34 protein-coding genes are annotated in these 26569 nt (G+C 43.6%); 32 read left to right on the forward strand and 2 right to left on the reverse strand.

Annotation, left to right across the window (positions count from 1 at the left end; all coding sequences use genetic code 11):
• The first annotated feature begins 17 nt into the window (after positions 1 to 17).
• The 23 genes from NLX78_RS22815 (at position 18) to NLX78_RS22925 (ending at position 16197) form a co-directional block, all read left to right on the forward strand.
• Positions 18 to 356, forward strand: coding sequence for a BC1872 family protein (locus NLX78_RS22815; RefSeq protein ID WP_254351585.1), 339 nt, complete (start codon positions 18 to 20; stop codon positions 354 to 356).
• Positions 353 to 586 carry a hypothetical protein gene (locus NLX78_RS22820; RefSeq protein ID WP_254351586.1) on the forward strand — a complete coding sequence of 78 codons (234 nt, stop codon included), beginning with the start codon at positions 353 to 355 and terminating at the stop codon, positions 584 to 586. Before NLX78_RS22815 ends, NLX78_RS22820 begins: the two co-directional genes overlap by 4 nt.
• A gap of 39 nt (positions 587 to 625) precedes the next feature.
• A complete protein-coding gene (locus NLX78_RS22825) occupies positions 626 to 856 on the forward strand; it encodes a hypothetical protein (protein ID WP_254351587.1) in 231 nt (76 codons plus the stop codon).
• 4 nt (positions 857 to 860) lie between these two features.
• On the forward strand, positions 861 to 1331 hold the full coding sequence (locus NLX78_RS22830) for a YopX family protein (protein ID WP_254351588.1): 471 nt from the start codon (positions 861 to 863) through the stop codon (positions 1329 to 1331).
• A 103-nt stretch (positions 1332 to 1434) separates the two neighbouring features.
• Entirely contained in the window at positions 1435 to 1731 is a 297-nt protein-coding gene (locus NLX78_RS22835; RefSeq protein ID WP_254351589.1) for a hypothetical protein, read from the forward strand.
• Entirely contained in the window at positions 1728 to 2135 is a 408-nt protein-coding gene (locus NLX78_RS22840; protein WP_254351590.1) for a RusA family crossover junction endodeoxyribonuclease, read from the forward strand. Before NLX78_RS22835 ends, NLX78_RS22840 begins: the two co-directional genes overlap by 4 nt.
• Positions 2136 to 2520: 385 nt before the next feature.
• On the forward strand, positions 2521 to 3513 hold the full coding sequence (locus tag NLX78_RS22845; protein ID WP_254351591.1) for a coiled-coil domain-containing protein: 993 nt from the start codon (positions 2521 to 2523) through the stop codon (positions 3511 to 3513).
• Positions 3514 to 3531: 18 nt separating this feature from the next.
• Entirely contained in the window at positions 3532 to 3795 is a 264-nt protein-coding gene (locus tag NLX78_RS22850) for a hypothetical protein (RefSeq protein WP_254351592.1), read from the forward strand.
• On the forward strand, positions 3792 to 4232 hold the full coding sequence (locus NLX78_RS22855; protein WP_254351593.1) for a hypothetical protein: 441 nt from the start codon (positions 3792 to 3794) through the stop codon (positions 4230 to 4232). Before NLX78_RS22850 ends, NLX78_RS22855 begins: the two co-directional genes overlap by 4 nt.
• A 249-nt stretch (positions 4233 to 4481) precedes the next feature.
• Positions 4482 to 4778, forward strand: coding sequence for a BC1881 family protein (locus tag NLX78_RS22860; protein WP_254351594.1), 297 nt, complete (start codon positions 4482 to 4484; stop codon positions 4776 to 4778).
• A gap of 74 nt (positions 4779 to 4852) precedes the next feature.
• Positions 4853 to 5263: a terminase small subunit gene (locus tag NLX78_RS22865; protein WP_254351595.1), complete on the forward strand. Its 411-nt coding sequence runs from the start codon at positions 4853 to 4855 to the stop codon at positions 5261 to 5263.
• A complete protein-coding gene (locus NLX78_RS22870; protein WP_254351596.1) occupies positions 5250 to 6731 on the forward strand; it encodes a PBSX family phage terminase large subunit in 1482 nt (493 codons plus the stop codon). The genes NLX78_RS22865 and NLX78_RS22870 overlap by 14 nt, the downstream gene beginning before the upstream one ends.
• Before the next feature lie 36 nt (positions 6732 to 6767).
• The gene (locus NLX78_RS22875; RefSeq protein ID WP_254351597.1) at positions 6768 to 7037 is read left to right on the forward strand and encodes a hypothetical protein; all 270 of its coding nucleotides are present in this window, start codon (positions 6768 to 6770) and stop codon (positions 7035 to 7037) included.
• Between the two features lie 99 nt (positions 7038 to 7136).
• Positions 7137 to 7337 (forward strand): hypothetical protein, encoded by a 201-nt coding sequence (locus NLX78_RS22880; RefSeq protein ID WP_254351598.1) that lies wholly within the window; start codon positions 7137 to 7139, stop codon positions 7335 to 7337.
• A gap of 2 nt (positions 7338 to 7339) precedes the next feature.
• Complete coding sequence (locus NLX78_RS22885) at positions 7340 to 9094, forward strand: portal protein (protein WP_254351599.1); 1755 nt, start codon at positions 7340 to 7342, stop codon at positions 9092 to 9094.
• 92 nt (positions 9095 to 9186) lie between these two features.
• Entirely contained in the window at positions 9187 to 9981 is a 795-nt protein-coding gene (locus NLX78_RS22890; protein WP_254351600.1) for a GumC domain-containing protein, read from the forward strand.
• A gap of 14 nt (positions 9982 to 9995) precedes the next feature.
• The gene (locus NLX78_RS22895) at positions 9996 to 10970 is read left to right on the forward strand and encodes a N4-gp56 family major capsid protein (protein WP_029516288.1); all 975 of its coding nucleotides are present in this window, start codon (positions 9996 to 9998) and stop codon (positions 10968 to 10970) included.
• Between the two features lie 44 nt (positions 10971 to 11014).
• Positions 11015 to 11344 (forward strand): hypothetical protein, encoded by a 330-nt coding sequence (locus NLX78_RS22900; protein ID WP_254351601.1) that lies wholly within the window; start codon positions 11015 to 11017, stop codon positions 11342 to 11344.
• Between the two features lie 46 nt (positions 11345 to 11390).
• Positions 11391 to 11975, forward strand: coding sequence for a phage adaptor protein (locus NLX78_RS22905; RefSeq protein WP_254351602.1), 585 nt, complete (start codon positions 11391 to 11393; stop codon positions 11973 to 11975).
• Positions 11972 to 13360: a right-handed parallel beta-helix repeat-containing protein gene (locus NLX78_RS22910; RefSeq protein WP_254351603.1), complete on the forward strand. Its 1389-nt coding sequence runs from the start codon at positions 11972 to 11974 to the stop codon at positions 13358 to 13360. Before NLX78_RS22905 ends, NLX78_RS22910 begins: the two co-directional genes overlap by 4 nt.
• Positions 13361 to 13484: 124 nt before the next feature.
• On the forward strand, positions 13485 to 14750 hold the full coding sequence (locus NLX78_RS22915) for a hypothetical protein (RefSeq protein ID WP_254351604.1): 1266 nt from the start codon (positions 13485 to 13487) through the stop codon (positions 14748 to 14750).
• On the forward strand, positions 14743 to 15519 hold the full coding sequence (locus tag NLX78_RS22920) for a hypothetical protein (protein WP_254351605.1): 777 nt from the start codon (positions 14743 to 14745) through the stop codon (positions 15517 to 15519). Before NLX78_RS22915 ends, NLX78_RS22920 begins: the two co-directional genes overlap by 8 nt.
• Before the next feature lie 63 nt (positions 15520 to 15582).
• A complete protein-coding gene (locus tag NLX78_RS22925) occupies positions 15583 to 16197 on the forward strand; it encodes a stalk domain-containing protein (RefSeq protein WP_254351606.1) in 615 nt (204 codons plus the stop codon).
• Positions 16198 to 16237: 40 nt separating this feature from the next.
• Here the strand turns inward: NLX78_RS22925 and NLX78_RS22930 are convergent, their stop codons facing one another.
• Positions 16238 to 16765, reverse strand: coding sequence for a helix-turn-helix domain-containing protein (locus NLX78_RS22930; protein ID WP_254351607.1), 528 nt, complete (start codon positions 16763 to 16765; stop codon positions 16238 to 16240).
• A gap of 76 nt (positions 16766 to 16841) precedes the next feature.
• Here NLX78_RS22930 and NLX78_RS22935 point away from each other — a divergent pair, with 76 nt between their 5' ends.
• From NLX78_RS22935 to NLX78_RS22950, 4 genes are all read left to right on the forward strand, one after another.
• A complete protein-coding gene (locus NLX78_RS22935) occupies positions 16842 to 17048 on the forward strand; it encodes a helix-turn-helix domain-containing protein (RefSeq protein WP_254351608.1) in 207 nt (68 codons plus the stop codon).
• Positions 17049 to 17195: 147 nt separating this feature from the next.
• Positions 17196 to 17975, forward strand: coding sequence for a phage antirepressor KilAC domain-containing protein (locus tag NLX78_RS22940; RefSeq protein WP_254351609.1), 780 nt, complete (start codon positions 17196 to 17198; stop codon positions 17973 to 17975).
• Between the two features lie 221 nt (positions 17976 to 18196).
• Positions 18197 to 18337, forward strand: coding sequence for a hypothetical protein (locus NLX78_RS22945; protein ID WP_254351610.1), 141 nt, complete (start codon positions 18197 to 18199; stop codon positions 18335 to 18337).
• Positions 18338 to 18595: 258 nt separating this feature from the next.
• A complete protein-coding gene (locus NLX78_RS22950; RefSeq protein WP_254351611.1) occupies positions 18596 to 18745 on the forward strand; it encodes a hypothetical protein in 150 nt (49 codons plus the stop codon).
• 2 nt (positions 18746 to 18747) lie between these two features.
• On the opposite strand, the gene NLX78_RS22955 is transcribed toward NLX78_RS22950, so the two are convergent.
• Complete coding sequence (locus NLX78_RS22955) at positions 18748 to 19014, reverse strand: hypothetical protein (protein ID WP_254351612.1); 267 nt, start codon at positions 19012 to 19014, stop codon at positions 18748 to 18750.
• 116 nt (positions 19015 to 19130) lie between these two features.
• On the opposite strand from NLX78_RS22955, the gene NLX78_RS22960 reads away from it, so the two are divergent.
• From NLX78_RS22960 to NLX78_RS22980, 5 genes are all read left to right on the forward strand, one after another.
• Positions 19131 to 20591, forward strand: coding sequence for a hypothetical protein (locus NLX78_RS22960; protein WP_254351613.1), 1461 nt, complete (start codon positions 19131 to 19133; stop codon positions 20589 to 20591).
• Positions 20591 to 20971, forward strand: coding sequence for a lytic transglycosylase domain-containing protein (locus NLX78_RS22965; RefSeq protein WP_254351614.1), 381 nt, complete (start codon positions 20591 to 20593; stop codon positions 20969 to 20971). The genes NLX78_RS22960 and NLX78_RS22965 overlap by 1 nt, the downstream gene beginning before the upstream one ends.
• Before the next feature lie 10 nt (positions 20972 to 20981).
• Complete coding sequence (locus NLX78_RS26805) at positions 20982 to 25100, forward strand: LPD38 domain-containing protein (protein ID WP_254351615.1); 4119 nt, start codon at positions 20982 to 20984, stop codon at positions 25098 to 25100.
• A gap of 100 nt (positions 25101 to 25200) precedes the next feature.
• Entirely contained in the window at positions 25201 to 25542 is a 342-nt protein-coding gene (locus tag NLX78_RS22975; RefSeq protein ID WP_254351616.1) for a hypothetical protein, read from the forward strand.
• On the forward strand, positions 25499 to 26560 hold the full coding sequence (locus NLX78_RS22980; RefSeq protein ID WP_254351617.1) for an N-acetylmuramoyl-L-alanine amidase: 1062 nt from the start codon (positions 25499 to 25501) through the stop codon (positions 26558 to 26560). The genes NLX78_RS22975 and NLX78_RS22980 overlap by 44 nt, the downstream gene beginning before the upstream one ends.
• The last annotated feature ends 9 nt before the right edge of the window (positions 26561 to 26569 follow it).

Here is a 26569-nt window from a genome sequence, read left to right on the forward strand (position 1 = left end):
TAGCTAAATGGAATAGTATGCAACCGAGGGAACGGGATGCTTGGGTAGCTACGGCTTTGATGGGCTTTGAAGTGGACAGACATAGAAAAGGCTGGGTTAAGGACGGCAGCATGACAAGTTATCCATCTAGTTACTCTACCGACATTTCCGCAGCATGGGAAGTGGCGCAGCAGTATCCGATCATGACTCTGACTAGAACACAAATATTCGAAATTAGCCCAGTGGAGTACAGCTGCACATTTTGGAGTGATGTAGATTCAGGACCAATTGAAGTACCTGCCAAGACTGCACAGGAAGCGGTGTGCTTGGCTGCTCTGATATCGGTATTAACCCAAGGAGAGGGGATAGAGGAATGATCCAGTGGATTAAATACGACCCGAAAGATAGATCAATAGAAAGCCATGTTGATTACCTGGTTACATGCGGTATGACTTTACAGATAGCTCAACATGCACACTTGGGATCTGGTGAATATGGTTGGTTAATCCAATACAATCATCAAATCAATGTAACCCACTATTCAGAAATCAATATGCCGGAGGCCATCGAGACGAACGAACAGCCTAGCGAAGCGGCAGCCGAATAAAATCACAGCCCCTAAAGGGCAAGGAGAGGAATAAGGGATATGTCAGATAAGAATGTAGTTTTTGATGATATCGGTGCATATATAAACCGACAAATTGCGAATGGATACATCACCGAAGATGGATACCCTTTAAAATGCCAACATTGTGATTCCAAAAAAATAAATATTGAGGATGTCTACGATGAACATGTCGTAGTTGAAAAGGAAGCTACTTGTAGGGATTGTGGCAGTCGTGTGGGTTATTGGTCATATGGAACGTGGGAGGTCTAAACCAATGGATAAGAAGATACAAGTGAGTAGACCCATCAAATTTAGAGCGTGGGATAAGTACAACAAAAAGTGGATTGATAGAGTGCTAGCTGGTTGTAATTCGGACGGAGCGGACTATGTATGTAACTTGGTATGGAACGACGAAGTGGGTGATTGGATGCATTTTGATGAAGGCTGTGGAGACATAGTCCAATATACCGGACTAAAAGACCGTAACGGTAAAGAGATATATGAGGGAGATATATTGAAATGGTACGACAGAACGTTGTCTTGGTACAGAAATCCAGATAAAACCTCGTACTCTCAAATTATAGACGTTGCTGTATTCTCAGATGGGTCTTTCAGAACAAGAAAATACAGAGAGCTATTGATAAATCTATGCGGAACCAAGAATTTCAATTTTCTTAAAATATCTGAAATTGAAGTAATCGGCAACATCTATGAAACCCCATCACTACTGGAGGATACCCCATGAATCCAATAGACGACTATGACTACTTAGACGAGGACCTTGAAGGTTCCCTTCGTATAGCTAGAGCAGAGTTAGAGTGGGAGAAAGCACAGGAGGATGAGGCAGCATGATAAAAAAATACTATCGCACTGGTGGAGTTATCAGGGAGCAAAAGCAGCCGAAGAAAAAGAAAGGACCACGGGCACCACGAATGATTGGATATGACACACCATGTGTTGAGCCTGACAGACTCATAGCAAGCCTGTACGAGCCATTAGACCCTGAGATAAGCGAATATATTAGGCATCAAGCGAATGCAGGCGTACCACGATCTCAAATCGCTAAAAGGCTTGGTATACCTAAAACGAGGGTAGTTCACGAACTGGACAAGACCAAAAAGTCAGAGCATGGAGGTGCAGCATGATAACGTTTGAGGTAGATATTACGCCAATGGGTGCAGTTCGTATGACGCAACGGAGCAAGTGGAAAAACCCGTCAGCACAAAATTACCTCACCTACAAAACTAAGATTGGTTACTTGGCGAGAAAGAAGTTTGATAAGCCGTTATCAGGACCTGTAGGAACAGAGATCGGATTCTATTATCCGGTACCGCAAAGCTGGAGCAAGAAGAAAAGAGATGAGGCGCTGAAAGGTAAAATATTCCCTATAGTCAAGCCTGATATTGATAATTGTGTCAAAGGAATTTTTGATGCTCTAAATAAAATAGCTTGGCAAGATGATAACCGAGTTGTCGCCCTGATCACACGTAAGTATTATTCCGAACGACCACGAATCGTTATCAAAGTATGGGAGGTAGAAGCGGCATGATAGCATGTTGGATAAACCACAAAGACGGATATACCCTTATGGACGATTCTGGGACTCGTATAGGCGTGATAAAGGTGATGGATAACCGAATACTAGGGCGGAAATTAAAAGGTCTCTACGAGCCTGCTACGTGGTTTAAAATGGATGGTCATAGATTCATAGGCAAACCACCAGATAAACAAATAGGAGCCTAACGATGGACTTAATAGCAGCGTTATTGATCTATGCAATCGTAATGGTTGCCATACGCAAATATTTGAGATAGTCAAACCTTACATGTATACGAAATGTTGTGTAATAGTGCGAAAAATGTACTATAACGGCACTATATGTGGTATAATCATAGTATAGAGATGAAAATAATCGGATAACGAGGTGTGTATAGGTGGACAAACAACAACAGCTAGAAAATTTGCGGTATGAATTACGGACGGAACAGCAAAAACTTGCAGCAGCAGACCAAAATAAGGTGGCAGTGCTTACGCAGCATATTACAGATTTGGAACAAGATATTGAGCAGGATGCCCGACTAGCTGAATATAGCCAGCGCGAAGAAGAAGCACATGCAGAAATTGCTTATATACTGGACGGGCTTGAAGTAGATGGTATGAAAATGCGTCAGCTATGCAGTAACGAAGGAGCTTACCAGGTTCTAAGAATTGCAGTGCAAGAAATGATGTCTGATCGTGATACAAAGTATCTTGAGGAACTGAAACGTACACAAGAAGAAGCGGCAGCCATTAAGAAAGAACGCGATGATCTGCAGAAGCAATATGACGATCTGTATGAAAAAACGGACGGACTTAAAAAGGAATTGCAGGCGGCACAAGAAGAAATTACGGATCTTGGACAGAAACGGGATGCGGCAGCGCAAGAAATTACACGGTTGAACAGTCACATTGATGATCTGCGTGCTGAAGCTGCTATTGGTGCATCTGCTGCAACTAAGGTGATAAATAGCAATACATCCGGCGCACTTGCTGAAGCTGTTAAGGCATATAAAGAGTCATTGCCAGCAATTTACGATGTGGAGCAAGTAGACAATAAGGGATCATTGTTTAAAGCTAAGTTGGCAGAGACGGAAGAAGAAATTACTTTTGGGTGGTTAGACAAAGGTAAGTATCGGGAGGTAACGGCCCAAGAGGCCGAGCAGTTTCGAAGAGCAGCCGAAGAACAAAAACGTGCTAATGAGGATCTGGCACAATCTGGCGGTGTGGAAAAGGCAGACATCGTAGAACTGCCTACGCAGTTTCAAACGCAAGAGGATGCAGACGGACTGGCTCAAGGGGACGCTGGTCAGCAAGTGGCAGGAAAGACAATTGAGGAAAGAGTCTCGGCGTTAGAAGCAATGGTATTTGGTAAAGGAGAGGTGGCCTAACGGCTGCCTTTTCCTCACATGCTTGAGCGAGATAAAAGCGTGATGCAGCATTATAGGCTTAATCATCCTGGGATAGATCATCCATACGCGGTGATGATTGACTTAAAAGATGATGAGGCTACAGGTTCATTGCTGGTCTACTTCGATTTTGATAGACGAGGTTGGAGTATCGGACGTTGGACAAAGCCATCATTCCATTTGATAGAGGAATACAAATTGCATGAAGGGTACAGAGAAGTTGCTTTTGTGCCATTAATAGAGTTGAAGGAGGGAAAAACATGAATAAGGACAGGGTAACTGAGTTGTTGAAAGACTTTAGATCATATGAGTATGCAGAGAGAATGTGTCGAGTAGCTCTTGGCCGTGACGAGTTGGTGCCAAACACAGCTAATTTATCAACTAATCGCTTGATTAAGCATGGTTCATTGGACGGCCTGAGGTATGCACGCATTGTAAGTATGGTTAAAGGAGCAGTCAGCGAGGTTCTGAGTGACGATCAGCAAATGGTCATAAATCAAAAGTATCTGGACAGAAACACATTAACATTGCATGAGATAGCGACAAAGATGCATAAAGACCCTAGCACTATTTCACGCCTGCATACCGAATCTATACGTAAATTATCCATTGCACTTGAACCGCTGAGTGAGGATGAAATGGAGATTACAAACTTTGATCACATGTTTGATCCAACGTGGATATTCAGGGAGCCTGCATGATTTACGCATTTTTTTGCACGCAAAACCGTGTGAGAACCTGCTAAGATAGTAGTATAGGAAATATGCGATGGGCAACGGTAGCTAAATGCGCAGTCGCTGTCCACGCTGTTTCTTCAAATGATATCTGTACAGAGAGGGTAACGGGTAACCGTTGCTCTTTTTGTTTTTGCCGAAGGCCATCGAGTCGAACGAAATACTTAGCGAAGCGGAGGCCGTATAGAGGGTTTTCCTATAAGGAGGGATATAACATTGAAACTATATTCAGATGGAACTATAGAAGGTTCACCACAGGAAGTATTGGAGTATCTGAAACTAAAGTATCCAGCGGTCACGTTGAAGTGTGAGAATGAACCAAAACAAGCGAGAGGAATACAGTCGCCACTTACGCTGAATTACATTAGCACAAAAGACCTAACGGAAGCATTATCAGCCAGAAAAGGCGTACGTAAATATGATGTTTCCCCAGAAGGAGATATGGTAATTCGTGAAGGTGAAATAGGCTGTGTAATTACAGGTCCAGCAATTGTATTGGTAAATGAAGATTAAGCATCCCGTAATCTAAACCCGAAACACCGAGGGGTGACGGTAAAGTAAGGTACACGGGAGAGAGGAGGTAACACATGGCAGAGCTGAGACCGCAAATTATGTTATTTGTAAACGAGTATTTGAAGAACGGCAACAATGCGACTCATGCTGCAATAGCTGCCGGATACAGTGAGAAAACAGCATCGAGTCAGGGGAGCAGATTGTTAAAGTCTGTTGAAGTTCAACAATATCTTAACAAAACTGAACAGAATCTTAACAAGGACTTGCGTATGATGTTCGCTGATGATGCTGTCAAGGCGCGAGAAGTTCTGCTGGAGATCATGAATGATAAAGCTGCTCAGCACAAAGATAGGCTGGTTGCTGCAAGGGACTTGCTGGATCGTGCTGGCTATAAACCAATAGATAAGCTGCAAGCAGATGTAAGTACTGAACTTAACATTAAGGTCGAACTGCCGAAAGGGTTTGGTGCCGATGCCGACGATTAACATCGATTTAACCGAGTTGCCGAACCTGACGAACGACACGTTCTATCCACTCTACGGCAACAAGGATAGATATCTGGTGTTGATGGGTGGCGGCGGTTCGGGTAAGTCGGTGTTTACGGCTCAGAAGATCATCCTGCGGCTGCTGACTGAACAAAAGCATCGTATCCTTGTATTGCGTAAGGTAGCTAAGACATTGCGTGAGTCGGTGTTTATGGAGCTTAAGAACGCCATATACCGATGGGGATTGGAAAAGCTGTTTAAGATCCCGAAGGGAACCAGCTCAGAACTTCATATCAGTTGCATCAACGGCAATGAAATATTGTTTGCTGGTCTGGATGACGTTGAGAAGCTTAAGTCTATCTCAGGCGTAACCAGCGTTTGGATGGAAGAAGCCAGTGAGTGTACTCCCGAGGACTTTAGACAACTTGATATACGGCTACGTGGACGCACAGTGAACTATAAGCAAATGATGATTACGTTTAACCCGATTGACATTAATCACTGGCTTAAGAGGGAATTCTTCGATAACCCGAAGCCAAACGCCACGACGATCCATAGCACATACAAGAACAATAAATTTCTCGATGATGATGCTATCCGAGTGTTGGAGGCGTTTAGAGAGACAGACCCGTACTTCTACCAAGTGTACGCGCTTGGTGAATGGGGTGTGCTTGGTAAGACTATATTTAACGCTCAGAAAGTCAGCGAGCGTATATCATACCTTCGTGTCCATGATCCTGTGGTGCAACGAGGGTATTTTGTTTACCAAAAGGATGTAGCGGATAAGATCATTGACAGCACTATCAAGTGGATTGAGGATGACAGTGGATATATAAATATCTTTGAACGTCCACGTTCTCACATTCCTTATGTAGTTGGTGGTGATACGGCTGGTGATGGATCAGATAACTTTACGGGTCAGATCATAAACAATGTGACTGGTAATCAAGCTGCGCGGTACAAGAACCAGTTTGACGAGGATTTGTATGCTGAGCAGATGTATTGTCTTGGTAAACATTACAACAACGCGCTAATGAGTATTGAAACTAACTTCAGCAGCCATCCCGTCAAGGTGTTGACTCGCTTGGACTATCGTAATCAGTATGTCAGAGAGCGCGAGGACACGTTTACTGGATCGATAACTAAAGCGTATGGATTCCGCACAGACAAGCTCACCCGGCCTTCTGCCATTGCTGAACTGGTACGTGTCGTACGGGAGTCAGTACACCTCATTAACGACTTGGACACACTCAATGAGATGCTAACCTTTGTCCGTAATGAGAAGGGGAAACCAGTAGCTCAGGAAGGTGCACATGATGACTTGGTTATGGCACTGGCTATTGCTTACTACAGCCGTGGGCAACAGGACGATAAAGCATTTGAAAGAATGGTAGAGGAAAAACCAACGCCATTCCCGTTCCGTAGTGATGATGATATGAATACAACTGATAGTTACTTATCGTGGTAGATAATGTTAATATAAGGAAAAGGGAGTGGTGAGTAAATGTCGAAAACTTACGGGAATTACGTTGTAGTTGATGGTGAATTAGATATTATTGATGAAAAGGTCATTGAAGAAACGAAAGAGTTACTTTTGGAACACGCTGAAGAATCCATGCGAGAAACAGGTGTTGAAATAGATAAAGATCGTGTGGAATGGGTGATTAGGCAAGCTTATAAAAGCTCTTTCGGACCAGTGCCTGAGAAACTGACAGCAGAATCTGAACCGGTTATAACTATAGGATGGACATATATTGTGGACGAAACCGAGTAAATCTCAAACAACCACACACATATTTAATTTAAAGCCTTTCCTACAAAGTGTAGGGCGGGCTTTTTTTGATACTAAAACGATAGCAGGAGGTGCCATCAAATGGATGAAGCTATCAAACTAGGCGACCTACTCAAGCTACCTGACTTGGAGGAAGAGACAAAGCAGCTCATTAACGCCAAACTACGCGAGTTGATAGGTGAGGTTAAGCCGCCTGTACCGCTCACACCAGCGCAACAACAAGAGGTGCAGAGCCTAATGTCTGAGTACCTTTACGGCTTAATCAAGAAAGAAGGTGAATAAGCATGCAACAGACGCTTGATAAGCTGGCTGGAGAACTGGAGAAGCAATATAAAGATGGCCTGTCCTATTTCCGTAGGATGGGCTTTCTTGATAAATGGCCGGAATATGAGCGATTCAAAGCGTCTGACCAATGGCCTGCTGCTACACAGAGGACTAAGCATCTGCCTCGTCCGGTGTTCAATGTCATTAAGATGATTGAGACGCACAAGGTTGCTAACGTCATGTCCGAGCAGATAAAAATGATCTTCTCTCTTGAAGAGGTTGATGATCAGCAGCCGGAGCAAGAAGATGACCCAGGCGAACTGTTCAGCCGTAACTCGGAGTCCACGTGGGAGCGTATCAAGCAAGATGAGCTTAACGAGGAAGCGTTGGACACAGCAGCCAACACTGGCACAGCTATATGGCATTACTACTGGGACAACAGCATTAAGGGTGGCAACAAGTATCCCTACATTGGAGAGATGGAAGGTGAGGTCCTTGATCCGATTAATGTGTTCTTTGGTAATCCGCAGCAGAGGAATGTACAAAAGCAACCATACATCATTATCAGCAGCCGTGAGATGGTTGAGAGTGTCCGTGAGATGGCTAAAGCCAACGGTGTTACTGAACTTATGGCAGAACAGATCAAGCCTGACAAGGAGACACAAGACCAGGGGTATGACATGGCGAAGGTGGAGCTTAATGATAGCAGTAAGGTGACTGTATTAACTCGTTACTGGCGAGAAGAAGGACAGGTTATGTTCTGCAAGGTAGCCTCTGGTGTAACCATCAAGAAGGCAACACCTACCGGATTGTCACTCTACCCCCTCGTGGTTATGCAATGGGATAGACGTAAGAAGTCCATACACGGCATAGGAGACACAGAGGGACTTATTCCTAACCAGAAGGCTATTAATACATTAGTAGCCATGCAGATACTGTCTGTGCAGCTTACAGGCTGGCCTAAGCTGGTGTACAAGTCAGGCGCTATCAACCCGAGCAAAGTAACCAATGCACCGGGCGAGATGATAGAGGACAATTCGCCTCCTGGCAATGGTGGAGTTAGTTACCTTAACCCAGGACCAATAAGCGCGAATGCTGCCAACTTGGTCGAATCTATCATGGCTTTCACTCGGCAAATGACCGGAGCAGACGAGGCAGCGACTGGATCAGCACCCAGCGCAGACCTTAACGCAACGGCTATTATGCTGTTGCAAAAGGCTGCTGCAATCCCGATTGAGTCTATCAAACGTCGCTTTTACCGTGCTATAGAGGACATTGGACGTATTTGGGAGGACTTTTGGAAGGTCAAGTACAATCTGCCGCGCCAGGTTCTCCTGAAAGACGATGAGGGTGACGATTACGCTACTATGTTCAATGGATCGCAGTATCAGAATGTGGGATTTACGCTTAAAATCGACGTCGGTCCATCATCCACATACAGCGAATCTTTGGTAGTGTCAGGCCTTGAGAACGCGCTTGGTGCTGGTCACATCACATATGAGCAGTATCTAAAGTACATGCCGAAGAACACAGTACCTTACCGTGACCGTCTCATGAAGGAAATGGACGAGAAGAAAGGTATTATCGGCATGATGGAACAGATTGTCGAGCAAATGTCACCGGAGGAACGAGCACAGTTCGATACCCTAACGCCAGAACAACAGGTCATGACGCTGCTTAATGTAGTAGCACCACAACAGCCAGCACCAGAACAAATGATAGGACAAGCACCACAAGCGGTACCAATGCAACAACCAGTGCCAATAGGCATGTAATACGGGCTTCTGCTGAGACTGCGGAGGCCCTTTCTATATACAAAATCGGGCGTTGAATCGTTATGGTCGCCGCATAACAAGGAGGAATTAGCGTGGAAGATCAATTGGAAGTGCAAGATACGGGCGTTGAAGAAGCATCTGCCGCCGAGATGCAGCAAGAAACAGGTCAAGAATCACTACAATCCGAGCAAGTAGATACAAACACGGGCGTTGAAGATTCTGAGGTCGCCGCTCAGAACGATGAAAAAGGTTTTGCCAAGGCACTGAAAGCTCGTGAAGAGCAGATTAGAGCCCAGCTTGAACAGGAATACGGTACGAAGGCTAAAGACGCTGAAAAGTACCAGCAAGCACTTGATCGCACAGCTAAGTATTACGGATTTGATAACCACGATGATTACATGGCAGCGCTGGAACAGGCTGAAATGGATCAACGGATCCAGCGAGAGGCTGAAAAACTGAACGTTGATGAATCTGTCATTCGCGAGCACCTACAGCCGCTTAACCAGAAGGTCAGTGAGTATGAAAAGCAACTCAATGAGCTTCGGGAAGCTGATGCATTGCGTCAAGTAGAAGCTCAGATAGCGGCTATGGAAAAGGACGACACGCAATATCCTGACTTTGGCAAGTACAAAAACGATGTTATTAACCTCGCTGCTACTAATGGGTATACGCTGGATGTCGCTTATAAGCTCTTTACATATGACGAGCGAGTGAACACAGCTAAAACCCAAGCAGAGCAAGAGGCAATACGAAAACTACAACAAAACGCGGACAGTTCCACGGGCTCACTCGGTGCCGATGCGCCAGACCAGAAGGGTGGATACCTCGGTATGACCCAAGCTGAGCGTAAAGCATTTAGGGACAGCAGGCGTGGACGCGTAAACTAAGGAGATGACCAGACATGGCAACACAAGTACAAGGTTATAACGCAACAACCGGAGTTAACGCATTAACGGCAGAACAAGCGGAGTTTTACCAAGACGAAATGTTGGAGAGATTGATTCCTGAGCTACAATGGACTAAATTTGCTGAAAAAAACAAGAACATCCCTAAGCGTAAGGGTGCGACAACAAGCTTCCGCCGCCTGAACTCTTTGGCTGTTAACACCACGGCGTTGACTGAAGGCGTGACTCCAGACGGTGTGAACTTGGATATCGTAAAAATCACAGCTATTGTACAGGAGTACGGGGCATGGGCGAAGATCTCTGAGTTTATTGACCTGACTGGTCTTGACCCACTGCTGCAAGAAACAGCTGGTCTCATGGGTGAAAACGCTGGTGAGAGTGTTGACATCATTGGACGTGACGTTGTGGCTGCGGGAACAAACGTATTTTATGCAAATGGCAAGGCATCCCGTAGTACATTGCTGCCGGCAGATAAGATCACAGCGCTGGATATCCTGAAGGTACGTCGGACGATGAAGCGTAACAAGGTTAAGCCAATCCGCTTGCCTAATGGTGGTACTGGCTATGTAGCGATGGTCCACCCAGACGTAGCACTCGACATCATGCAGTTGCAAGAGTGGAAAGACCAGAACACCTATGTAGACACCAAGAACCGCGAAGAAGGTATGTTGGGTAAGATGTACGGCATTTACTTCATGGAAGTAGACAATGGCGTTAAATACGCCTCTGGTTCGGCTGGTGCTCCTGCTGCCAATGACGCATACGCTACTATCTTCCTCGGCCGCGGTGCTTATGGCCTGCCGGATATCGAAGGATCTATGAAACCTGAAATTATCGTTCATCCAGCTGGATCTGGTGGTGTAGCTGACCCGCTTAACCAGTTCAACACCGTAGCATGGAAATGTGCATTCGCGGCTGTACGACTGCAAGAACTGGCTATCGTACGGTACGAATCTGGCGCAACAGTTTAATACACGGAGCCTTCGGGCTCCTTTTAATTTGAGGAGGAAACAACATGGCAACGAAAGATACTGAGAAAACACCGGAACAAATGCAGATGGAAGAGAAAGCTTTGGAACGACAAGCAGCTGCAGCCGAAAAAAGTGTATTGGAACAGCTCAAGGCAATGCCGAAAGTTAAAATTATGATCCCGGATGATCCGACCAACCCTAATGATAAGGTAGTACCCATCGGATTTAATGGCGTAGTGTACACGGTGCCTCGTGGTAAGTCCGTTGAAGTACCAGAAGCCATTGCAGAAATCTATCAATACAGTTACGAAATGACGCGTGAGGTTAATCAACGTATTGAAAACAGCACCAAAACAGAAATAAAAGGTATGTAGCAAGGCCCCGATTGGGGCTTTTTCGTTTATAAAGGGGTGATGCAACGTGAAACTGCAAGAAATACTGGACGAAATCGCAGAAAAATACCCGCACGGCCTGTCCAATGATAGTGTAATCCGTAAGATAAACAGTATTCAAAGCGTGTTGTTTCGTACCACATTTCGAGTAAATACGCTTTGGCAAGATGACATCATGGAAGGCATATTTGCCTATCCACTCCCTTGCGCTCGAACGAATGTCATTGACGTGCTTGTGAATGACACAGAATATCTATATCAGGATGTTAAGACAGGAGCTAATATACCTTTCTATTACTTCACAGATGGCGATGAACTCGGATTATACCCCACACCGGACAAAGATAGCATTGGAGGCTTAATGATATTTTATAATCGTGAGCCAAAAGAATTGCACGCGGGAGACTTGGGACTGGAGCCGGAACTCGACCGAGATTTTCACATGTTATTGGTGTACGGGTCGCTGGTTCAGATAGCTGAGAATTTCAACGATGTTAACATGGTTAATAATTACACAGCTAAATACAACGGTCTTATTACTGAGTTCAATAAGACCAACGATGAAACCCCGGATTACCCTATCATTGAAGATGTCATGGGGGTATTGTCATGAGTCAAGCGTCGCAGTTAATTGCAGCTCAATATCGAGAAGCGGAACTAATAAAAAGACAGTATGCTAATGCGATATATATTGTAACTTCTTATGGAATTTACCCTGATGGCAATGATTATTCTGCTCTGCTAAACCAACTCATTTCTTCTATCTCTGGAGGTATAATTCATTTTCCGGCTGGCACATATATTATTGGCGACACAATCAGAATTAAAAGCGATATCGTTATTCAAGGGTCTAGTGTGGATGCTACAATTATTAAACTCATGAACGCGACCAACAAAACTATGTTGGATGCTTCTGGTTCTAAAAATGTTACCATACGCAACTTAACGGTAGATGGAAATAATTCAAACCAGACGAGTGGACATGGTTTATGGTTCCATACCGCTTCGAACTTTCTGATTGAGGACGTAAAGGTAATAAATTGCAAGAACAACGGGATATCCTGTTGGCAGGATGCAAAAGGAATTATTGACCGTTGCGATGTTTCCTATTGCGGTGGTTCGGGGATACGAACTGTATTTGGTACATCGTGTCTTTTGATCCGTAATACAGTGTGTAGTTATTGCGACGAGAGTGGGATATTGCTGGAGCATGCGCCGTATTCACTTTTGGACAACTGCGAAACGCACCATTGTACAGCACAAGGGGAAAACAGTAATGGTTTCAGTATTCAAACAGATAACGTAACCCTACGGGAATGTAAGGCGCATGACAATTACAACTACGGGATATATATAACGGGAGCTAATGCAATTGTAGATTCTTGCAGACTTTATTCGAATACGATTGGTGGACTTGACTTATATAACGGGAACAACCTGCGAAGTGGATTCATTATCAAGAATAATTACTTTACCAACAACCTAGGCAGCGGATTCACTGCTTTTTGGGCAGCGGATTTAATTTGTTCTAACAACATAATTAAAAGTAATTCGCATGACGGCATTGACTTTGACGGCGTTCAGCATTGCGTTATAAAAGAAAATGTTATTTCCGGTAATGCCTATTATGGTATTAAACTCAGAACTTCGGGTTCCTACCAAACCACTGATATGCAAGTTTCGGATAATGACTTGTCTAGAAACACACAAGGAACTCACCTGCTCACTAATGTAGGAAGGTACCTATACCTTAAAAATAATATTGGTCAGTCTCCAGTCGGGCCCATTACGACACCAGGCGTTCCGGTCAGTAACGCAGAGCTGGTCAACCCCTTCCCACATGATGTACGTATGGCGATAAAAGGCGGCACGGTAACGGATATAAAAATTAACGGTATAAGTACAGGATTGAGTGGGGGTTTGTTACCTCTGAGCACAAGTGAGTCGGTTATATTGGTTTATAGCGTAGCTCCTACCTGGACATGGATCGGGGTGTAACATGGAATATTGGACCTCAACCCCACAGAAATCCAAATCTGCAATCATGACGCTTGCTGATGGCCTAAATTTAGGGGTCGAATCTATAGAAATCAAAGACAGCCAGTGTATAGCAGTGGTTAATATGGACTCATCATTATACCCAACACTCCAGGTAAGAGATGGATTCACCGAAATTAGCCGTCACACAGGATATTTAAACCGAATCTTTAAGTTCAAGGATTACTGGTATTGCGGTAATGAAAAGGGATTATATAAACTTTCAGGCACTACATGGTCGGTAGTATATGAGTATGCAGATACTAATAGCAGTCGGTTATGGGAGTATGCGATGTTCTTCGACGGTAGCAAGCTTTATTTTCTGGATGGCTCCCTACAACTAAGACAATATGACGGATCTTCATTATCAGTGGTGTCAGGTGCTCCAGGAAGTGCGTTCATTACATCACATGCCAATAGGTTTTATCTGGCAAACAAGAATGATAATCTATTGTCTTTTTCTGGCCTTAGAGATGCAAACGACTGGAGCAGTACCGACAAATATGTTGGGACTGGAAAAATAACCGTGGAAACGCAAGATGGTGAGAAGCCTAGCGGACTAACAGCATTTTCGAATCATGTTATCCTGTTTAAAAAATACACTATGCATAAACTGTTTGGCGAGGACTCTACAAACTTTAATATGACGCAGCCATATGGTGTCGGTTGTATATCAGATCGGACAATTTGCCCAACTCGGGACTCATTGTACTGGCTCGGTCCCGACGGCTTCTACGACTATATGGGCGGTGCTGCACCAACAAAGATCAGCGAACCGATCAAACCATACATTAATAAAATTAATATGTCATACGCCCACTTGTGCTGTGCTGGCACGGATGGGCGTTTTGTATATCTTACATTGGTTACAGATACAAACACATTGCCTAATGTGACATTTAAGTATGATCTACAGCGTCAGGCATGGTGGTTAGTTGATTTTGTTGCTACTTCTTTTTTTCTTGACGGTCAAACCCTTTATTTTGGAACGAACGACGGCAGAATAATGAAGATGGGCGGCACGACAGACAACGGGGCACAGCCAAAGTGGTTCATTGAAACCAAACCATTTTCAGAAGATGACGAGACGGTCAGAAAGGCCATTAACCGCTTGTTTATCGTGGCAGACATAGAACCCGGCTCCACGCTCAATGTCGCCTATGCTGGCGGCACAGAAGGCGGTGTATGGAATCAGGTGTATACCACCAGCAATGGCACGGGCGCAATACAAAGTATCCGTATCCCGGTCATTGTTCGTACGCCAGAAACATGGTACCGCTTGAAGCTGTCTGGTACAGGTAAAGCGAAGATACATCGTATTATAAGAGAGGTGAGCAAGCGCAATGGCTAATGTTGAATTGCCATCTGTAAACCCTAGCTTAGGGGATATAAGTCAATCTGGCGTGGATCAGTTGCGTTCACTGGTTAAGCAACTCCACAATGCATCTGTTATGCAGACCGAGGAATTATTGTACATCCTTAATAACTTAGACACTCGCAACGTAAATGAGATTGATGGGGATATCCTTGTGACGGGGACGATTACAGCAGCTAAAATGAACGTTCAAAAGCTTTCTGCTATTGCTGCGGACCTTGGCGCAATAACAGCCGGGGTAATTGATTCGGTGGAAATATACGGCTCATACATCGCCACAAGCCGTGATGAGTTCCCTAAAGTAGAAATGTCGCCAGAAGGATTCAAGGCATATGGTCCAGCAGGTGGAGAGTCCCTGACGCTCGGCCAAGCCGATGATGGTGGGGCGCTACTATTCAAGGATAATGGATCGCCGCGCGGCTCAATCTATGGTGATACAGAAGGATTGCATGTAGGTAATATGGCAAGTGTTCATATCAAATCTACTGATGATAAGACCTATCTGGATGGTGCAGTTAGTTTTGAAAATGCAACGGAAGTCAGCGGATTAACAATAGATAGTATTACAAATTTGAAATCAACAATAAGTGCTATACAAAATGATATCGCAAGTATTAGAGGAGATATCTACAATGATATGGTAGTCAATGCTACGTTTGATCCTGATTCTCGAAACCTTAAACTTTTCAGTAGAGCAAGGACTGTTGCCACCGTATATATCCCTTCGGGTGGTTCATCCAGTTAATCATTTACTAGCTTAATACTCGATGGTAGAATTAGGACAAATCTACTATTCGGGGGTACCAGCGTGAAAAAATGGGCATATCTATTAAGTGGTATAGTGATTGGTGCAGTGGTTGCAACAACTGGTAGTGTATTTGCGGACCAGATCAAATCTATGGTTGGACAGACGGTAGCAGGAGAGTACAGCGTGAAGGTTAACGGTAATTCGCTGACTGAAAATGCTATTGTTGTTGATGGCAAGGCTCATGTGCCATTGCGTGCTGTATCCGACTCTTTAGGGGCGAATTTAAAAGTGGAAGGTAAAACAATCAACATTGATACACAATCAGAGTCATCACCGGAAGTAAAAAAAACAGCTAGTCAGACGAATGTTGGTAGCAAAATTGAAGGTGTTCCACAACAAAATGATAAATCTAAAGAATATATAGATTCCGTAAAAAATTATAAGTCATATTGGGAAAAAACATTAAGTGATGCAGAAGAAAGTCGAGTTAAACTAAACAAACAACTTGATGAATTATCAAATCTTCCAGCTAGTAAAGACCCTATCACCCAAGAAACAAGAAAAAAATCTTTGGTTCGTACACAAGGTCTTATAGAGGAAAAAAACAAGGAAATTGACGAATATAAATCGAAAATTGCCGAAATAGAAGCACAACTTGACTCATTAAATAAATAATCACTAAGGACTCCCTAAGTTTTAGGAGTCCTTTTTATATTCATGGCTTTCTTTTAAAGTTGGAGTAGTTAAATTTAGCGAATTTATCATATTCAAAGTCCCATGACTCTTCATCAAATAACTTGGTATCAACGAATGGTATGGTGTTTAGGTGATCAATTAATAGACTGAAATAATGATCTTTGTCCAGTTGATAATTTCGTATTCGTACTCTTTCTCTTTCTATTAGTTCAATTTTATGCTCAAAATTTAATTTATTTTCTGAACTAGGCAATTCCATAATGGTATCTAATCGTTCTTGAGAGAGCGACAGTGCATGTCTTGCATGGATATATACCTTCGATATATCTCTTGCTTCACGATCAATACTTGTTACACCACAGATAAAGTCTAATGATTCATCTAAGATAATTGGCAACTTAACTAAGGATTCCAAATTAGGTTGTCCAGTTCCCTTTTCGAAACGTCCATAATATGGTTGAGACACTGAAAGGAATTCAGCCATATCTTTTTGAGTGATTCCTTGTTTCTCACGAAGCCATTTTAAACGAGCTGAAAAAATTTCCATAACAAATAACCTCCAGGCATTGACAATAAACTATGTGTAATATAATATTAACCTATTGTTATAAGGGGGTGAACAAATGGATAAACGTCGTAACAACATTACCTACTTACGATTGCGAAATATACTATCGCAAAAAGATGTAGCAGAGACGCTAGGAATTTCTCAGGTTTACTATGGCAGACTTGAGAAAAATCCCGAGAAAATTTCTCTCGGTATGGCATCTAAGCTAAAAACTTTGTTTAAAGTTGATAGCATCGACGAGCTACTTGAGGAAGTTGTCTAATATCAATATTACCATAACGCATAATATTATAACAGGAGGTTGTCTAAAGATAAAAAAATATAAATATGCAGTACCCAAGTTATGTTTTTTTGAGCATCTAAAAGTATTTTTATTTAAGTGTTCATATAAAGAAGGAGGAAAGAAGAAATGAACAACTACAAACCTATTGTTTACAAGAATCAACGTGTACTTACCACGGTACAACTTGCAGAGTCGTTTGGAACTGATACAAAAATCATTAGTAAGAATTTTGAACGGAATGAATCCAGATACACAGAGGGCAAGCATTTTCACCTTCTCACTGGAGATGAACTAAGGGAATTTAAGGCGAGTCGTCAAAATGACGTTTTGCCAAATCTCAATAGACTATATCTCTGGACAGAAAAAGGAGCATGGATGCACGCTAAATCAGTCAACACAGATGAAGCTTGGGAAGCTTACGAAATGCTTGTAGATGATTACTATCGCATTAAAGAAGTAGAAGTTTCTCCATCTTATATGATAGATGACCCAATCGCTAGAGCACAAAGATGGATCGAAGAAGCAAGAGGAAGGCTTTTGTTAGAAGACACGATAAAAGAATTTACTCCTAAAGTCGCTTATTACGATACTATCCTTAATTCCAAGGGAACTGTTACTACATCTCAAATCGCTAAGGACTACGGGTTAACTGCTCAACAACTCAATACAATTCTTAAAAACGCAGGCATGCAGTACAAGCTTAACGGACAGTGGCTACTTTATAGTAAACACGCTAATAAAGGGTATGCACAATCTCATTCTTTTAATGTAACTCGTAGCGATGGAAGGAAAGAAGTTAAGATGATTACAAAGTGGATGCAGCGAGGAAGAATCATGATACATGAGTTGTTAGCGTCCATGGACATCAAGCCAAATATTGATAAGGAATATAATGATGCAAAATAAAAAGAGCCGCTTAAAAAGCGACCCTTCACAATTTGTCACCTCCCGAACCGCCAAGAACGTTAGGTGACTTTTAAAACTTAAGGGGTATACCCTCTAATTAATCACATTGTAACATAGATTTTTATTAATAAAAGTATTTTATAGTCAAAATTTGTGTTCTTATTGCCTAGATTTTTTGTGATGTTAGAGGTGTATGCCCTTCATTTCTGGAGGCAAACATCATGGACGAAGAGACTATGGACTTTATATTAAATTCATCACCTGATCAATATCTAGCTCTAAGAAATAAACTTGCTGAACTAAATGATGTATCCTTCACAAATTTTATTTCTACATTAGATAGCCTTATTGAACTGAGCTAAGTTTTCAGCCGAGTTATTTTCGTAAGAACAGATACCGTCCACTAAACGGACATCATAAAATCACTGCCCTCAAAATTGAGGTTAGTAAAAGCATTCCACTTATTGTGGGTGCTTTTTTTATTGAAAAGGAGATGATCTTATTTGGGCTAGAGATGGACCGTATCAAAATGCAATCTGTATTGTCCTAGTGTTCGAAGGGTGTGTTCAATACAAACACCTTTGCAATTTATAATGCTTTTATTATGGGAGGAAAATGGGATGAAAACAGAAACTTACCAGATTAAAAAAGGACAAAAATGTACAATTGATGCGGAAGTCTATGGAATGACTATTGAGGGTCCAGCGACATTGATTGTTTTGACACAAGCCGCCAAAGAAGCAACGGCTTGTGATGTTGACGGTCAGTAGTATTATAGGTGTTTTCTTAACCAGTCGTAACTCTCGGTATCTAGTTTTGCGTGCCAATTTTTATCGGCTTTTATAACCAAAACTTTGTCGTCGCTATCAATGTGAGGTGCCAAAATATTATAGACCTCTTCCGCTGATTTTTGGGTGCTGATTAGCCATGTGGAATCAAGTTTGTGCATCCAAGGACCGCAAGATTTAATAGCACTATAGAGCCCCGCATAATCTTTACCGGCTTTATTCAAGTCGTAACTTACAACAAATACAGACATATTTCTCACCTCCTATCCATCTTATTATTCTAGTAGATAAGTAATATTTTGGATAGAGAAAATTAGGGCTATATAACTATGTAGTCCTTTTTTGATGTCATGAAAGGAGTATAACTATGGCGGTTACAAAACAATTGAAGATCGGTAATGGTGGTGCCAACTATAACATGGCTGAGGCTACGCTTAAGCGCCAAATTGCGCAGAACCAATCCAACATAGCTAACAACACCAATTATAAGCAGAACGAGACACAGCGCGCCTTGCAGGTCATTCAACAGCGTCGGACAGCGGGACTGGATACATCTGCACAGCAAAAATATCTGACCGAAAATCTGGGGTACAAAGCGCCAACAACTACACAGTCACAGCCAACAGCAACACCATATAAACCAGTTAATACACAAAGTACTAATACGCAACAAGGCTCAGAGTTGATGGAGAAGATGAAGCAGATAGCTACCAAGCAGGCAACGCCTTTCTCGTATGACGTTAACAGCGACCCGGAGTATCAGGCAGCTCTTAAGCGTGCTCAAACAAATATCCAGACGGGCAACAATCAGGCTCAGGCCGAAATGAACCGTCGCGGCATATTGAACAGTACAATCACATCCGATCGCATGGGCGAGATTGCAGCCAATGAAATGGGCCGTGTGGAAACGGACGTTGTTCCTTCACTCGTCAGTCAGGCTTACCAGCGCTACCAAAACCAGCAAGCACAGGAGCAGCAGCAGTTCCAGAACCTCGGAACCACAGCACAGATGTATCAGGGAGAGGACCAACGCGGCTTTGGTAACCGTGTAACAGCAGCTGGAATAACGGGCAGTTGGATGCCTGAGGGTGCGCAAACGATAATCGACAACATCCTCCAGCTTAAGCAACAGGCCGAAGCACCAGGAGTGACAGCACAGCAACGAGCACAGTACAGCGGACAGGCCAATGGTTTAAGAGCACAATTAGCGAACATGGGTATTAATGCAAATCAATACGCAGCCAATGTGAACTCAACAGCGGCGCGTGCTGTTAATCCGGGTATTCGCACTCTGCAAGCACAACAGCAGGATCTAGCGGCACAGGGTCAAGCATTTACACAGAACCTTCAAACAGCACAGTATAACCAAGGTGTTCGACAGTATGATCAAAACTTTGCTTATCAAGTGGCACGGGATGCGATTACAGATAAGCAATGGCAGCAAGCGTTTGACCGGGATGTTAATCAGTTCGGTATGAACTATGCACTGCAAAAACTCCAAGAGACAAACAACCAAGCATACCGTCAGGCCTCATTAGCACTAGATAGGGATCGTTTAGGTTGGGATCAGGATAAAAGTATTGTGGATGCCGAGGCTAAACGAGCGCAGGAAGCGGCACAAAATATGACGCCACAGGCATTCGCCAAATCTTACATTAATCCGCTTGTCAAGCGAGATAAGAGTGGCGTAGTGCAAAATAAAAATGATGTAATTGCCGCTGCTGTAGCGAGTGGATATAACGAAAGCCAGATTGATGGGATCTTAGCCCAATACGGGGTAACTAGCGAAGATGTTAAGACATTCCAAAAAAGTATTTCGGGAAACTGATGAGCCCCGGTGGCGCCGGGGCCTACAATAACTATTACAAAGCAACTAAGGACGCAAAATCGAATCCGCGTAATTACTCTGTTGCTAGTTCTGCTGTAGCCTCAGCAATACAGCAGAAAGGCTTACCACAAAGCTGGTTACAACCTACGCTTGAATTGGTTGCAAGGGAGTCTAGCTTTAATCCAAATGCCAAAAATCCGAAGTCCACAGCTCGTGGGCTTTTTCAGTTTTTGGATGGAACGCGTAAATCCTACGGCGGTAATAGTGTGAACTGGAACGACCCAACGCAACAAGCATTAGCAGGAGTTCAATATATTAAAGACCGATACGGCACACCTGAAAAAGCATTAGCGTTCTGGGATAAAAATAAATGGTATTGAGGTGAACAAGGTGAGTAAGTATGACGAGTTGAGAAAAGCAATGGGATTAGCGCCTGCTGATCCTTCAAAAAGCAAAATTCAACAGTACCGCGAAGCCAAACTTGCACCTATAAAAACAGCTGAGCCCGTGAGCGCTGGTAAATATGACGGATTAAAAATGGACATGGGACTAATACCAGATACTCGAGTAAATAAAGGCATTACTAAACTGCCGGATGCGCTCAAGATCGGTCCCGGATTTATCGAGGGCAGCACATTTGCACGTGCAGCAGCTGGTAACCAAAAAGCTAAAGATACGTACAAGGCGGCTACGGGCCTGGATATCCAGCCGCCCCAAGGTCCTCCTAACCCTACTGAATACCAATTACGTATGGCTGAAATTAATGAGACATTGCGCAAACATCCTTCATTGGAACCGATACGGCCTTTTTCAGAAGGTGTGACTAAGTTAATGTCCGATACAGACACGGGTAATTTTACGAATCGTATGTTTAGCACAGGCGGCGGCATGGTAATTGGAGATCGACCATACTACAACGTCACAACAGGCAATGCAACAGCGGACAAAGTAGCGGACTATGCAGGTAATGTAGGCGGGGTATTAGCAATGGGGATTAACCCTGCTGCTCCTGGTGTTAAGGGACAGAACTTGTTCACAGGTCCATTGGAAGCAGCGGAAGGTGCGCTTGCTACGCGTGCGGGCCAAGCGGTTACAGGAGCGTTAAGCAAACAAGCCTCTCGATTACCGGGAGTAAGCGCAGTAACTGCAAATAGTTACGCGCGAGGTGCCTTGAGTGGGGCGGCTGCTGGCGCAATCAACAGCACTGCAATTGGGATCAACCAAGACCAAACTACAGGGAGAGAGATGCTGCACAATGCAACATTAGGAGCTGCTCTCGGTGGAGGTGGCGACGTCATTTTAAGAGGGTTTGGGTCTGGCTTACGCGAAGGCTTGAACAGGTTGAAAGGCAGAGAACAAGTGATGCCACAAGCAGATGAAATGCTTGCTTTACCTCTTGGACGAACTGACCAGCGCATGGCACAGGCAGGACAGCGTTCTAGTTTAGCGCGTGGTGACGATGTTATTGTAAACCCTACAGACTGGGCACCAGAACCATTGGGGCTTCCGGCTGGTCGCAATTCTACATTTGTTGGTGAGTCACCATTACCTACGCAACGTGTGGGAGCGCGTCCAGGTGCAAGTCGTGAACCTGTACAACGGGTGAGTGAATCGTCTATTAATCGTCAGCGAACCTTTAGCATGAACGATCCTGCTGTGCCTGAGTTTATGCGTGCGAGACAGGCTAGACAACAGGCTCGAATTGACGATAACGTTACTGTTCCAGAATCCGCACCTAATCAAAATATACCGATCAGTGAAGCGCCGCCTATGAAGTCCAATTGGTTTACAAATCTTTTCGGTAATCAAGGAGTCGGAATATCTGCCGGGACAAGAAATGCCAGAAGGAATTTAGCTACAACAGAAGGGCAGATCGTTGATAATCCTTTGCGCACAGATGTGGAAGGTATAAAGGCTCAAGGAAAGTCTATGCTACGTACATCCTACAATAATCAGGTAGATTTAATGCGTCCGCTCAAGCATATAGACCGTGAAGCATATGAAGCAGCTCAGGACGTACGACGTGCAAATAACCTGGCCAACACGACAGTACAAGATAAATTTGTGGATCTAGAAGGAAATGTGCTTGGGCAGAGCCTTAAGGAAATCGGTAATAAAGTTGCCCGTGGACAAGGCCCAGCCTTTGAAGATTATCTTATTCTGCGTAGAGCCACCACTCGTATGGCTCGTGGTGAAAATGTATATGATCCTAAATTGGGAATGACTTTAGAAAAAGTAAAAGCGCGTAAGGCGATGCTTGAACAACGTTATCCAGAGTTCAAAGGAATTGCTGGTGAATGGGATGATTACTATCGGAAATTACGGAGACTTGATCCTGATCTTGTAAATGAAAGTCAGGTAGTTGCTATGGAAGCTGCAGAGCCTTATTATGCGAGCATGAGAAGACAGTTTTCGAAAGCCGAAAAATATTCTCAGCCATTCGCAATGAAAACACGGGGATTCAGTGGTCAGAAAGCGCCTATTAAAGACCTTAGTCCAAATGGTTCGGTGCGAAAAATTGTTAGTCCGTTTAGATCAGCAATTGAACAAACAGGTAGTTGGTACAATGCTTCTTTGCGTAATCGTGTTCTGAAAACCGTTTATCAACGGATTGAAGCTGATCCAAAAAGCTTGAAAGGCATCATTGAGATTGTTCCAGAAAACGCAGAGATGCGTGCCAAATCACTCGAGGAAATTAATAGTGTTTTAAAGACTGATGGAGTAGAAGGTTTGATGGAGAAACTTGATGCTGAATTAGTGCCGATGTTTCGTAAATCTGCGCAGAAAGGCGAACGTACAGACAATATAGTTACAGTTATGATTAATGGAAATCCTGTAAAGTTGCGCGTAGAGAATCCAGAGGTATTCAAAGCTTTGGTTGGGATGGGACCAGAGGAAAGTAACTTCGTGTTGGACCTGTTGGGCAAGTTGACGAATGCCACTAAATATGGGGCTACTGGTGCTGGTGCTCCGTTATTTGCTGCTAAGAGTGCCAGCGTAGATGTTATTCAGTCCTTAATACAATCCAAAAATCCAGTTAGGCATTTACCTGATTTATTCCATGCAGTTATATCTTCTATAGCAGACACACTGCCAAAAGGTACGCCTGGTGTAGAAAGAATCAGAGCATTAGCTCAAGATTTTAGAAGAACTGGCGGTGAATATTCTGCCGTGCTTATGGGTGATAAAGCCTTGAACCGATCGGTATCAGGCATTCTACGCGAACCTTTTGCATCGCCTAGAGGCATTGGACGTGGGATAAGAGCTACTACATCAGCTCCATTCAAATTTTTTCACAAGATTTCCGATATATCAGAAAACGTAAACCGTATTGCAGCTTACAAGAACGGATTACGTCAGAATGGTAATGTAAGAACACCTGAAGCTATCCGCAGTGCGATGCGAGATTCTCAAGAGATCACGGTAAACTTTAGCCGAAAAGGGGCAAAATCGCCGGGGCTTGAAAAAGTATTCCCTTACCACAATGCTGCGGTACAAAGTATCCGCAAATTTACAAAACAGTGGAAAGATAACCCTGTCAAAACAGCATTCGCGGTAGGTGGCCTTGTCATTGCACCTAAGCTTTATGAATATGCACAATTTAGTGATGATCCTGACTATCAGATTATTCCTGCTCGCGAAAAGTACCGTAATTTCATTGCACGTAAAAATGAGGATGGCACATTTGCTAAAATACCAATGCCTCCAGAGTACAACGCTATTGGAGCAGCTCTGGTCGATATGTTAACTGAATTCAAAGATGGTAACCCAGTCGATTGGGGTAAGTCAGCGGATGCTATAGTAAATGCTTACACACCTCCATTTCTAAGTGGTGCTCTCCAAGGGTTTACGCAAGGCGGAGGTATCAAAAAATCATTATGGGGTACACTCAACGCTACGTCATTAGCGGCACCAATTGCCGTTGCATCCAATCAAAGTTTCACAGGTGCACCTATTGAGCCACAGGATCTAGCGGCGAATTCGCCTGTAAATCGTTATGATGAACGTACATCTAGTGTGGCAATTGATATATCCAAAAAGCTGGATAAAATCAACATGGGGCTGTCTCCTAAAAATGTGGACTATCTTTTGAGGGCGTATGGAGGGGATGCAGCTAGGCTGCTGTTACCTTTAACAAGTGAACAAGGGGCAGGGAATACACGTAATACATTGTTGAAAAACTTTATAGCTGATCCACAGTTTAGCAACACTTTGACATCAGACTTTTACGATGCCAAAGAAAAAATCACGCAGGCTTATGCAGATTACCAAGATGGTAAAGCAGACTTGCCAAGTTGGTATAGTGATGACCTGCGCAAACTAGTTATGCCTCAAGGATCAATCTCTAAGAAACTGTCTGAGTTAAAAGGTCAAAAACGAGAAATAGGAAAGGATAAATCTTTGTCTGATGAACAGCGTGCGGAACAGCAAAGAGAGATTCAGATGGAGATTAACAAGCTCTATATTGATCTGAATCAACGTATGGAAGAAGCGGGAGTACCATTATAATCGTTTCACAATAGCGTTATGTGGTAATGACTACTAACTACACACCTTATTTAAGGACCCCAGGCTATCTGGTGGTCCTTTTCTTTATGGGGGAAACGAGATGGAATACATTGAGTTGGATGATGATAGCCGAGAGTGTGCGGTATCACCAGAGTTTTTGAATATGGTTTTATGGTTACTAGGCCCGACAGCACGAGACAAGTTTTTATACCCGGCGGTGGACAGCAATGTACGACTTCATAATTTCAGCGGCAGAACAGATCATCAAGAATGGGCTTTCGCTGTCAACGGCAGCCGGAATAATATTTTTAATCCTAAAGCAAAAGAAAGTGAAAAGACTGCTTCGGAAGTGGCTGCCATGGCTACTGACGGAGGAACAAGATATACGAATGATGCGGATGGAATCCAAGATAGATTTAATCATGCAGGAGGCCGGGATTGAATGGGATGCGAACACGCCAAACGAAGATTTGCCAAACTTTCTGAGGGGGCCAAGACGGCCCTTTTTATTATCCTGGGTGACGTTTACTTATGCCCAAGATGCCGACAAATCCAACAACTGGAGGGACAACGAGATGGAGAAAAAGACGATCGTAATTGATGCAGGACATGGAGCTAAGGATCCGGGCGCACTCGGGCCAGCAGGCAAAAAGGAAAAGGATTTTAACCTTACGATGGCTATTAAAGTGGAGGCATTTCTAAAGGATAATCCAGAACTGAAGGTAATCCTTACACGCCGCACAGACGTGTTTTTGGAGCTTAAAGAGCGCGTATCTATCGCGAATAAAGCTGGCGCAGATGCCTTCGTATCCATCCATGCCAACAGTAGCAGCAACCCGGACGCAACAGGCACAGAGACGTACTATATGCGTCCTACCAGCAAGAACCTTGCCAACACCATACACAAGCATATGGCAGCAGCTACAGGGCTTAGAGACCGCGGCGTAGCTTACGGAAACTTCCAGGTTATCCGTAGTACAACAATGGATGCAGTCCTGGTTGAAGTAGGCTTTATCAGCAATGCAGTGGAAGAAGCAACGCTGTTTGACAACGACTTTCAAAACAATGTCTCCCTTGCCATCGCAAAAGGCTTGTGCGCTCATGTAGGCGTGCCATTTACGGGACCCGATACAAAGCCTACTCCTACGCCAGCTACTCCTAAACCAGCCGATAAGCCAGCAACATACCCGGAAATTGAGGTGATTGTAGGCAAGCAAGATTTTGTTGGCTATAGCATTAACAATGTAACCTTTGTGCCATCCAGACCAATTGGCGAAATGCTTGGCGGTAAAATCGGATATACAGGTGGCAAGGTGACTATCAATGGTGATGCAGTAGAGACGATAAACATCAATGGTATTGGTCATGTGCCAGCTCGCGCGCTAACCACAGCGCTTGGGGCTCGCATCTTTTGGGACAAGACAAATCCTAAGCGTGTAGATATTTTCCCTAAACTATAATAAGGAGTG

This window comes from Paenibacillus sp. Lou8.1 (assembly GCF_024213565.1).
GTDB lineage: Bacteria > Bacillota > Bacilli > Paenibacillales > Paenibacillaceae > Paenibacillus > Paenibacillus polymyxa_B.